Annotated in this window: 10 protein-coding genes; 2 read left to right on the forward strand and 8 right to left on the reverse strand. The window is 62.5% G+C overall.

The features are described from left to right. From P3T40_RS44545 to P3T40_RS44560, 4 genes are all read right to left on the reverse strand, one after another. The coding region (locus tag P3T40_RS44545) for an electron transfer flavoprotein subunit beta/FixA family protein (RefSeq protein WP_429274029.1) at positions 1-371 on the reverse strand (371 nt) is incomplete at its 3' end. Between the two features lie 288 nt (positions 372-659). Then, a complete protein-coding gene (locus tag P3T40_RS44550; RefSeq protein ID WP_429274030.1) occupies positions 660-1,460 on the reverse strand; it encodes a MetQ/NlpA family ABC transporter substrate-binding protein in 801 nt (266 codons plus the stop codon). A gap of 84 nt (positions 1,461-1,544) precedes the next feature. Next, entirely contained in the window at positions 1,545-2,198 is a 654-nt protein-coding gene (locus P3T40_RS44555) for a methionine ABC transporter permease (RefSeq protein WP_429274031.1), read from the reverse strand. Then, positions 2,188-3,222, reverse strand: coding sequence for a methionine ABC transporter ATP-binding protein (locus P3T40_RS44560; protein ID WP_429274032.1), 1,035 nt, complete (start codon positions 3,220-3,222; stop codon positions 2,188-2,190). Before P3T40_RS44560 ends, P3T40_RS44555 begins: the two co-directional genes overlap by 11 nt. A gap of 362 nt (positions 3,223-3,584) precedes the next feature. Between P3T40_RS44560 and P3T40_RS44565 the strand changes: the two genes are divergently transcribed. After that, positions 3,585-4,403 (forward strand): lysophospholipase, encoded by an 819-nt coding sequence (locus P3T40_RS44565; protein WP_429274038.1) that lies wholly within the window; start codon positions 3,585-3,587, stop codon positions 4,401-4,403. A gap of 22 nt (positions 4,404-4,425) precedes the next feature. On the opposite strand, the gene P3T40_RS44570 is transcribed toward P3T40_RS44565, so the two are convergent. Both P3T40_RS44570 and P3T40_RS44575 read right to left on the reverse strand, forming a co-directional pair. Beyond that, positions 4,426-5,367: an enoyl-CoA hydratase gene (locus P3T40_RS44570; protein WP_429274033.1), complete on the reverse strand. Its 942-nt coding sequence runs from the start codon at positions 5,365-5,367 to the stop codon at positions 4,426-4,428. Positions 5,368-5,425: 58 nt separating this feature from the next. Continuing rightward, positions 5,426-6,349, reverse strand: a complete 924-nt coding sequence (locus P3T40_RS44575; RefSeq protein WP_429274034.1) for a histone deacetylase family protein — start codon at positions 6,347-6,349, stop codon at positions 5,426-5,428. Positions 6,350-6,565: 216 nt separating this feature from the next. Between P3T40_RS44575 and mltB the strand changes: the two genes are divergently transcribed. After that, positions 6,566-7,924: a lytic murein transglycosylase B gene (gene mltB, locus P3T40_RS44580; RefSeq protein WP_429274035.1), complete on the forward strand. Its 1,359-nt coding sequence runs from the start codon at positions 6,566-6,568 to the stop codon at positions 7,922-7,924. A gap of 128 nt (positions 7,925-8,052) precedes the next feature. On the opposite strand, the gene cysM is transcribed toward mltB, so the two are convergent. Then, the gene (gene cysM, locus P3T40_RS44585; protein WP_429274036.1) at positions 8,053-8,955 is read right to left on the reverse strand and encodes a cysteine synthase CysM; all 903 of its coding nucleotides are present in this window, start codon (positions 8,953-8,955) and stop codon (positions 8,053-8,055) included. 287 nt (positions 8,956-9,242) lie between these two features. After that, a complete protein-coding gene (locus tag P3T40_RS44590; protein ID WP_429274037.1) occupies positions 9,243-9,626 on the reverse strand; it encodes a ComEA family DNA-binding protein in 384 nt (127 codons plus the stop codon). Positions 9,627-9,783: the final 157 nt, after the last annotated feature.

Here is a 9,783-nt window from a genome sequence, read left to right on the forward strand (position 1 = left end):
GAATCGTCGTCAATGGCCTGCTTGCCCAGAATGATCAGCGAAGGCTGTTCCTTGTCGACCAGCGCCTTCAGCAGCTTGGCGACAGCCAGCGGCTGGAGATCTTCCGACGACTCGATCAGGATCGCGCGATCCGCGCCGATCGCCAGCGCCGTGCGCAGCGTTTCCTGCGCCTGAGTCACGCCCGCTGACACGGCGATCACTTCCGTCGCCACGCCCGCTTCCCGCAGACGCACCGCTTCTTCCACGGCGATCTCGTCGAACGGGTTCATCGACATCTTTACATTTGCAATGTCGACGCCCGTACCGTCCGACTTCACCCGGACTTTCACGTTGTAATCGACCACTCTCTTGACTGGCACCAGGATTTTCATGCACACGCTCCAAAGTTACGAATACGTCAACCCAACGCACATTATAGCGACTGCCCCTTTAAGGCAGCCGTGTCGCAGGCTGGTTTACATCGAGGATAGCGCTCCTCAGCGGCGTGACAGCAATAACGAACGGTCGTTCTATTTTAATCCCGAAAAAACCCGGACGACAACCCCGGGTTAAGACTTACGACTCTAATTCATCATTTGCCATCGATGACGGTTCTGATGCTGCCATGATCACGCGATGCGCCGCCCGGTTGCATCACCCATTTGGGTGACCCACCCAACTCACCACGCGGCAATCACCGCACCGCCGTATTTTGTGTCGATGTACTGCTTCACTTCCGGCGAATGGTACGCCGCGACCAGCTTCGCCACCCACGGCTTGTTGCGATCAGCTTCGCGGATCGCGAGGATATTCACATACGGGCCCTTCGGATCTTCGATCGCGATCGCGTCCTTTTTAGGGTTCAGTCCCGCTTGCATCGCATAGTTGGTGTTGATCGCGGCCGCATCGACATCGCCGAGCGAGCGCGGAATCTGCGCGGCGTCGAGTTCGACGATCTTCAGTTTCTTCGGGTTGTCGACGATGTCGAGCGGCGTTGCCTTCAGGCCGGCATCGGCGCGCAGTTTCAGCAAGCCCTCCTTCTGCAACAGCAACAAGGCACGGCCGCCGTTGGTCGGATCATTCGGCACGGCGATCTTCGCACCGGACTGCAACTCCGCGAGCGACTTGATCTTCTTCGAGTAAATGCCCATCGGGAAGGTCACCGTGTCTGCGATCCTGATCAGCTTGTAACCACGATCCTTCACCTGCGCCTCGAGGTAGGGATCATGCTGATAGCTGTTGGCCTCCAGATCGCCGCTGGCAAGCGCCGCATTTGGCTGCACGTAGTCCGCAAATTCGACGATCTTGATGTTCAAACCGTTTTTCGCCGCGACGCCCTTCACGACTTCCATCAGCTCCGCATGCGGACCGCCGGTGACGCCGACCTTGATCGTGTCGTCGGCGTAAGCCGCCGTATTCGCGGCGAAGAGCGCTGCGGCGCAGAGCACGGCGGCCACCTTCAGAAAGAAACGACGTTGCATGACTGGCCTTCTCCAATTCTCTTCGAGCGGGTTCCGATAACCCTTGTTTTAGGCGCGGCGTTTCATTTGCCGCTTATTTGCGTCTTACTTATGGCTCAAGCGCCGCACGAGCCAATCCCCGAACGACTGCACCAGTTGCACGAACACGATCAGGATCAACACGACCGTCCACATCACGTCCGGCTCGTAGCGCTGATAGCCGTAGCGGATGCCCAGATCGCCGAGACCACCGCCGCCGATCGCTCCGGCCATCGCCGAGTAGCCGACCAGTGAAACGAACGTGATCGTCAGACCCGCGACCACACCGGGCCACGATTCGGGCAGCAGCACCTTGAAGACGATCTGGCTCGTGGTTGCGCCCATTGCCTGAGCGGCTTCGATCAGGCCGCGGTCCACCTCGCGCAGCGCCGTTTCCACGAGGCGCGCGATGAACGGCGCAGCGGCGATCGTCAGCGGCACGACTGCCGCCGCAGTCCCAATCGAAGACCCGACCACCAGCCGGGTGAACGGAATCACCGCGACCAGCAAAATGATGAACGGTGTCGAACGTACCGCGTTGATCACGACGCCCATCGAACGATTGAGCCCGACGTTCTGCAACACGCCCTGACGGTCCGTCAGATAAAGCAGCACACCCAGCGGCAAACCGACCAGCGCGCCCACGAGCCCCGAGATGCCCACCATGATGAGCGTCTCCCAGAACGACTGGACGAACATATCGAACATTTCACTCAACATACGACATCTCCTCCACCACCACACCCTGTTCGCGCAGGTACGCCAGCGCCTGCGCCACATTCACCGCTTCGCCACCCGCCAGTACCGCGAGCGAGCCGAACGCCTGCCCCTGGATCTCATCGATCTGGCCGTGCAGGATGTTGAAGTCGAGTTCGAAGCGGCGAATCGTTTCCGAGAGGATCGGCTGATCGACGCCCGTGCCGGTGAACGCGAGGCGCAGCAGATGGCCGCTGCCAGTCTTCAGACGCTCGGCGACGCGCGCCTTCAGTGCAGGTGGCAACTCCTGGGCAATCACGTCGCCGATCAGCGCGCGAGTCACTTCGTGATGCGGTTGCAGGAACACATCAATGACCTTGCCGTGTTCGACGACCCGGCCGGCATCCAGTACCGCGACGCGGTCGCAGACCTGCTTGATCACGTCCATCTGGTGCGTGATCAGCACGATGGTCAGACCGAGTTCGCGATTGATGCGCTTGAGCAGTTCAAGAATCGAGCGGGTGGTTTCCGGGTCGAGCGCCGAGGTTGCCTCGTCGGATAGCAACACCTTTGGCTTGCTCGCCAGCGCCCGGGCAATGCCCACCCGCTGTTTCTGTCCGCCGCTGATCTGTGCCGGATAGCGGTCTTTCTGCGCAGTGAGCCCCACAAGTTCGAGCAGCGGCAACACGTTCGCTTCGATCTCAGCGCGCTTCAGCCCCGCCAGCTCCAGCGGCAGCGCGACGTTCTCGTACACCGTGCGCGACGACAGCAGGTTGAAATGCTGGAAGATCATGCCGATCTCGCGCCGCGCCTCGCGCAGCTGCGCGGCGGACAGCGTGGTGAGATCGCGTCCGTTGATGACGATGTTGCCTTCGGTCGGGCGCGTGAGCAGGTTAATGGTGCGCACGAGCGTACTCTTGCCAGCGCCGCTGCGGCCGATGATGCCAAACACCTCGCCCGCCGGAATCGACAGGTTGACATTGTGCAGCGCCTCGACCCAGCCCCGCGGTCCGGCAAAACGCTGGGAGATATTGCGTATTTCGATCATGAAAAAACGAAACGGCGGGACTGCCAGCGAGCGTGGATGCGCTCCCGACAAGCGGCCGCCGTTACTTTTATTGGGTTTTGATCCGCAATTCTACCGCAGCGTCGTCATTGCCTTTAATAATCAATTTCGATTTTTTCATAACCCAAAGGAATTAGAGGCGTACCCCCGCATGCGACGCTCGCGCGTGTGACTTGCGTCCGACTATGATCGGGCCAATCAAAACCACAACGACGGCGGACATGGAGACTACCCAGTACAACGACGCTCGCCCGCACCCACGGGTCGCTGCAGGCGTCCCAAAACGGGACGGTGACACGCGGGACGGCGACTCGCGAGACGGCTGCGCGGCGCTCTCGGTCGTCATGACCCGTGACGGAATCGAACTGCCGCTGTACCGGTGGCCGGCCACCGGTGGCCGGCGGGCGAGGGTCGCACTGTTGCACGGCCTCGCCGAACACGCCGGCCGTTACGCGGCGCTCGCCGAGCGGCTGAACGCGGCGGGCATCGAACTGCTCGCCATCGATCTGCGCGGCCACGGGCACGCGCCCGGCAAGCGCGCACGTATCGATCGCTTCGACGACTACCTGCTCGACGCCGAGGCTCTGCTCAGCGTCGCGGCACACGACGACGTGCCCCTGTTCCTGATGGGCCACAGCATGGGTGGCGCGATTGCCGCGCTGTATGCGATCGAGCGTCTGCCTACCAGCGGCTACCGGCTCGCGGGTCTCATCCTGTCGAGTCCCGCGCTCGCGCCGGGGCGTGACGTGCCACGCTGGATGTTGACGATGAGCCAGATCATCAGCCGCGTCTGGCCCGGCTTTCCCGCCATGAAGATCGACGCGGCGCTGCTGTCGCGCAACCCCGAAATTGTCGAGGCGAACCGCAATGATCCGCTGGTGCATCACGGGTCGATTCCGGCTCGCACCGGTGCGGAAATTCTGCTGGCGATGGCGCGCATCGAACGTGGCCGTGCGGATTTGCGGGTGCCCTTGCTGGTGTATCACGGCACCGCCGACAAGCTCACGGAACCGGACGGCAGCCGCGCGTTTGGTCAGCATGCCGGTTCGCCGGACAAAACGCTCACGCTTCATGATGCGAGTTATCACGAAACGATGAACGACCTCGACCGCGACCGGGTGATCGGCGAGCTGCTGACGTGGATCGAGGCGCGCAGAGGTTGAGCGGGCGCCGCGAAAGGGAGCCTCAGCGGCGCCAGTCCGGCGCGCGCTTGTCGATGAAAGCCTGCACGCCTTCGAGCGCCGACGCTTCCATCATGTTGCAGGCCATCGTCTGACCGGCCAGCTGGTAGGCCGCTTCGACACCCATCTCGAGTTGGCGGTAAAACAGGCCTTTGCCCGCGCGCACCGCTTCGACGGGCTTTGCGCAGATGCTCGAGGCGAGCGCCGCGACCGCTGCATCGAGCTCGCCGTCAGGGACCACACGGTTGACGAGACCTTGCTGACGCGCTTCGTGTGCGTCGATGAATTCGCCGGTCAATAACATTTCGAGCGCCGTCTTGCGTGACAGGTTGCGCGATAGCGGCACCGACGGGGTCGAGCAAAACAGCCCGAGGTTGACACCCGACACCGCAAAGCGCGCCGTATCGGCCGCGACCGCCAGATCGCACATCGCTACGAGCTGGCATCCCGCCGCGGTCGCAATGCCGTGCACGCGCGCAATCACAGGCTGCGGCAAACGCTGGATCGTCAGCATCAGCTTCGTACAACGTTCGAACAGCGCCTGGTAGTACGCGAGCGAGGGCGTCGCACGCATTTCCTTCAGATCGTGTCCCGCGCAAAACGCGCGACCCGCGCCCGCAATCACCACGACGCGCGTGTCCGTTTGCGCGATCGACGCAAGGCTCGCCTGCAATGCGTCAAGCAAGGCTTCGGACAACGCGTTAAACGCCTCCGGCCGGTTCAGCGTCAAACGCACGACGCCGGGTACGCCATAGGCGTCGTGCGTCACCTCGACGAGCGCGGTGTTGGGCGCTGCAAGATTGGTTGCTGCGCCTTTGGGCTCTGCGACGCTGGTTTCGGTGACGTTGACCTCTGCGGTATCAGTTCCGGCAGTGCGAGTTGTTGCGCCACCCGCTCCTACGACGCCGGTGTCAGGAGTACTGGAGGTCTGCCCATTTGCATTCATGATCCGCCCTCGGTTTGCTCAATCCAGATGCTTTGACGCCCTGACGTCGCACCGCCGCTCAGATCCCCGCCAGCGCCCGCACATGAGCAACCACACTGCGCCCAAGCGCCGACAGGTTGTAGCCGCCCTCCAGACAGCTCACGATCCGCCCTCGTGCATAGCGGTTGGCGATATCGCGAACCTGATCGGTCAGCCACGCGTAATCGTTTTCGACGAGCCCCATGTTGCCGAGATCGTCCTCGCGATGCGCGTCGAAGCCCGCCGAGACGAAGAGCATCTCCGGCTTGAACGCGTGCAGGCGCGGCAGCCACATCATATCCACCGCCTCGCGCACTTCCATGCCCTTGGAGCGCGCCGGCATCGGCACGTTGACCATATTGGGCGCCTGGTTGTCAGCGCCGCTAAATGGATAGAACGGATGCTGGAAGAAGCTGCACATCAGCACCCGCGAGTCGCCGGAAAAAGCGGCCTCGGTGCCGTTGCCATGATGAACATCGAAATCGATAATCGCGACCCGTTGCAGGCCATGCACTTCCAGCGCGTGGCGCGCGGCAATCGCGACGTTGTTAAAAAAGCAGAAGCCCATGGCGCGAGCCGGCTCCGCGTGGTGGCCAGGTGGCCGCACGCTGCAGAACGCGTTGTCGTAACGCCCCTCGATCACCGCGTCGGTGGCGGCCACCGCAGCGCCGGCGGCGCGCAAGGCGGCCTGCCAGGTATGCGGATTCATCGACGTGTCCGGGTCGATCTCCGCGTAGCCCTCCTCAGGCGACCGGCTGCGGATGTAATCGACATGCGCCTGGGTATGCACGCGCAGCAGCGCGGCCTCGTCGACAAGCGGCGGCGACTCGCGCTCGATCAGCGAGTCGATACGGCTCGCGATCAGTTGATCTTCAATTGCCTGCAGGCGAGCCGGACATTCAGGATGCCATTCGCCCATCTCGTGAAGCAGGCAATCTGGGTGGGAATAAAAGGCTGTTGCCATGATTCTCTTCTGCGGCGCGTCGCGCGAGCGCGCACGGCGTGTCTCCGTCCAAAGGCGCGCACGCATGGCGCGCCCAACACCGTCAAGTTACCACACCACGTGCCCGGGGCACGCCGCAGCAACGGTTCTGCACAGTTCTGCAATGGGCCTCGGGTATACTGCCCCGTATCCTTTTGTAACCGTCTTGTATCCTTCGCACCGCGCTCCCAGTCCACTATGACCGTCAAGCTTGCCCTGTCCGCACGAAACCGGCTACGTACCCAGAAAGTGGCCACCGCACTATCCGTCGCATGGTGCGTGTTCGCGGCAGCCAGTCCGGCCGAGGCGCAGACGAGTGCCCCCAAACGGCCGCTGCTGGTGACGCAAGCTCAGCCGCAACAGGCGGTACCGCAAGGCCAGACCTTCGAAGAAGAGATCATCCCGCAGCGCTATGCAAACAACCCGGACGTTGACGGTTTCATCAACGACATGGTGGCGCGCTACGACTTCGATCCGGCCGCGCTGCATACGTTGTTCGCCGGTGTCAGCTATTCGACGACCGCGGTCAAGCTCGTCACGCCGTCGCCCTCGCCGTCGGTGAAGAACTGGCGCGTGTATCAGTCGCGTTTCCTCGACCCCGTCCGCATCAACGCGGGCGTGCGTTTCTGGCGTAACAACGAGGCCACGCTGCAGCGCGCCTATGAGGAATTCGGCGTGCCGCCCGAGGTGATCGTCGGCATTCTCGGCGTGGAGACCATCTATGGGCGCTTCATGGGCAACTTCCGGGTGCTCGACGCACTGACCACGCTCGCCTTCGATTACCCGAACACGCCGAATCGTGCCGATCGCGAGCAGACCTTCCGCAAGAATCTCGAAGACTATCTGGTCTGGACCCGCGACTCGCAAATCGACCCCACCACGGTGCTCGGCTCGTACACCGGCGCAATCGGTATTCCGCAGTTTCTGCCGAGCAGCATCGTGCAGTATGCGATCTCGTATGACGGCAACAAGCAGATCGACTTGCGCACCAGCCAGGCCGACGCAATTGGCAGCGTAGCGAATTATCTGAAGCAGAACGGCTGGGAGAACGGCCGTCCGGTGGTGTGGGAAATCGGTTCGGATGCCGGCAGCCAGGGCATTGCCCTGGCTGCCGCCGACGGCCAGCCCGAACCGCATTGGCCACTGCAACAACTGCTGCGCGCCGGCATGCTGATGAACCAGCCGGGTCTGGATATGGCCTCGGAAGCCGGCACGCCGGTGACGATCGTTGACCTGCCCTCGCCCGGACTGCCTACCGAATACAAGCTGGGGTTGAAGAATTTCTACGTGCTGACGCGCTATAACCGCAGCTTCTTCTATGCGCTCTCGGTGTATCAGCTCGGCCAGAAGATCAAGGCGCAACTGATAGCATCCGGCGATCTGGACAGCAATGGCGCACCCACCTCGGTCGCGCCGCCTTCGGTGCCGCCGGGTACGGCGCCTGCGCCGATGGGCATGCCGGCGCCCGGCGCTACACCGGGAACTGCTCCGGGTGCTGTGCAGAGGGCCTTGCAGACGCCCGCTCCGATACCAGGCCCCGCACCGGATGCGCAGTAAGCGTCCCGCGAGCGGTTCAAGCGGTTCGATCCGTTAGAACTGCCTGAAGACAAAAGCGCCGGTCGTGACCGGCGCTTTTGTTTGGAGAAGCTTTGGCGAAGCGTCAGAGCATCAAGCCCTGCCCTGGCTTACGCAGGGAAGACACCCGTGGACAAATAGCGGTCACCGCGATCGCACACCACGAACACGATGGTCGCGTTCTCCACTTGCCGGGCGATCCGCAAGGCCACTTCGCACGCACCGGCTGCCGAAATACCGCAGAAGATCCCTTCCACCGCAGCCATTTTGCGCGCCATCGCTTCGGAAGCCGCCTGGCTCACGTTCTCGACGCGATCGACCCGGCTGCGATCGAAGATCTTCGGCAGATACGCTTCCGGCCACTTGCGGATACCCGGAATGCGCGAGCCCTCTTCCGGCTGCGCACCGATAATTTCCACCGCCTGATTCTGTTCTTTCAGATACTGCGACACGCCCATGATCGTGCCGGTCGTGCCCATGGCGGAAACGAAGTGCGTAATGCGGCCCTCGGTTTCCTGCCAGATTTCGGGGCCGGTCGTTTCGTAGTGAGCGAGCGGGTTGTCCGGATTCGCAAACTGATCGAGGATGATGCCCTTGCCTTCGCGCTGCATCTGCTCGGCGAGATCGCGCGCGTATTCCATGCCGCCCGTGACCGGCGTCAGCACAATCTGCGCACCGTAGGCAGCCATACTCTGACGGCGCTCGACGGACAGATCTTCCGGCATGATCAGCACCATCTTGTAGCCGCGGATCGCCGCTGCCATGGCGAGCGCGATGCCAGTATTGCCGCTGGTGGACTCGATCAGCGTATCACCCGGCTTGATGCGGCCGCGCAATTCAGCCTTCTTGATCATCGACAGCGCCGGGCGGTCTTTCACCGAGCCCGCCGGATTGTTGCCTTCGAGCTTGCCGAGGATCACGTTATTGCGGCTGCGGATCTCGTCGTCGGGCAGGCGGACGAGTTGTACGAGCGGCGTATTGCCGATCGTGTCTTCAATCGTTTTGTAAGCCATATGGGGGTACGGTGCAGTCGCTGCGCGGAGTCTTCAATGCAACGATTCTAAACCACCGTGCCCCGGCTTGCCGTGCGGCCCTGTTAGCGGCATGGATGCACCGTCGCGTAGGCATGCCGATATAACGTCGCGATATAAGCCGGCGTGCAACGCAAAAAGCCCGCGGCCGAGAACCGCGGGAGCCAGTCATCTGAACGACGGCTGAAGGAGTGTGCTGTGCCGACTCCAACCAGAAAGGACGTCATCCATACGGCGGCACGGGGGCAAGCACGTGCCGCCGCAGGAGCCTATTTCTTCACCACCACCGCCGCGCCGCTCTTCTGCGCGCCTGCCGCCGCAGCGGCGGCAGCCGTAGAAGTCGCGGCCTTGCCTTGCACCGGCGCCGCAGCCTGTGCGCTAGTAGCAGCGCCAGCCGAACCGACAGCGAGACCCTCCGCCTGCAGGCGCTCGACGGTATGCCCGCCCATGCCCTTGACGCGTTTGCTGAGATCCGCCGGATCCTTGAACGGACCGTGGGCGTCGCGTTCTTCGAGAATCGCTTTCGCTTTAGCCGGACCGATGCCCTTGATGCCACGCAGCCCAGCTTCGTTGGCCGTATTGATATCGACCGCCGCATACGCGTGACCGAACGCGGCGAGCATTGCCGCGGTAACCATGATTTTTCGCAACATATGGAATCTCCCTCGTACAACCTGGCCGGTGACGACCACCGGCCAGGAGATTCCAGTTTAGACCGAAGTTCCCCCATCCAAGGAAGCCACCGAGCGGGTGCAAACCCACGTGTTTCAAGGCATCTGCGCTTTCGAAATGCTTCCTGCTGATTACAAA

It is taken from the genome of Paraburkholderia sp. EB58, assembly GCF_050436665.1.
GTDB lineage: Bacteria > Pseudomonadota > Gammaproteobacteria > Burkholderiales > Burkholderiaceae > Paraburkholderia.

What these genes read in the sequence shown, in the direction of transcription:
- P3T40_RS44550 (WP_429274030.1), bottom strand. Translation starts at nt 1,460, where the DNA reads ATGCAACGTCGTTTCTTTCTGAAGGTGGCCGCCGTGCTCTGCGCCGCA.
- P3T40_RS44555 (WP_429274031.1), bottom strand. Translation starts at nt 2,198, where the DNA reads ATGTTGAGTGAAATGTTCGATATGTTCGTCCAGTCGTTCTGGGAGACG.
- P3T40_RS44560 (WP_429274032.1), bottom strand. Translation starts at nt 3,222, where the DNA reads ATGATCGAAATACGCAATATCTCCCAGCGTTTTGCCGGACCGCGGGGC.
- P3T40_RS44565 (WP_429274038.1), top strand. Translation starts at nt 3,585, where the DNA reads ATGACCCGTGACGGAATCGAACTGCCGCTGTACCGGTGGCCGGCCACC.
- P3T40_RS44570 (WP_429274033.1), bottom strand. Translation starts at nt 5,367, where the DNA reads ATGAATGCAAATGGGCAGACCTCCAGTACTCCTGACACCGGCGTCGTA.
- P3T40_RS44575 (WP_429274034.1), bottom strand. Translation starts at nt 6,349, where the DNA reads ATGGCAACAGCCTTTTATTCCCACCCAGATTGCCTGCTTCACGAGATG.
- mltB (WP_429274035.1), top strand. Translation starts at nt 6,566, where the DNA reads ATGACCGTCAAGCTTGCCCTGTCCGCACGAAACCGGCTACGTACCCAG.
- cysM (WP_429274036.1), bottom strand. Translation starts at nt 8,955, where the DNA reads ATGGCTTACAAAACGATTGAAGACACGATCGGCAATACGCCGCTCGTA.
- P3T40_RS44590 (WP_429274037.1), bottom strand. Translation starts at nt 9,626, where the DNA reads ATGTTGCGAAAAATCATGGTTACCGCGGCAATGCTCGCCGCGTTCGGT.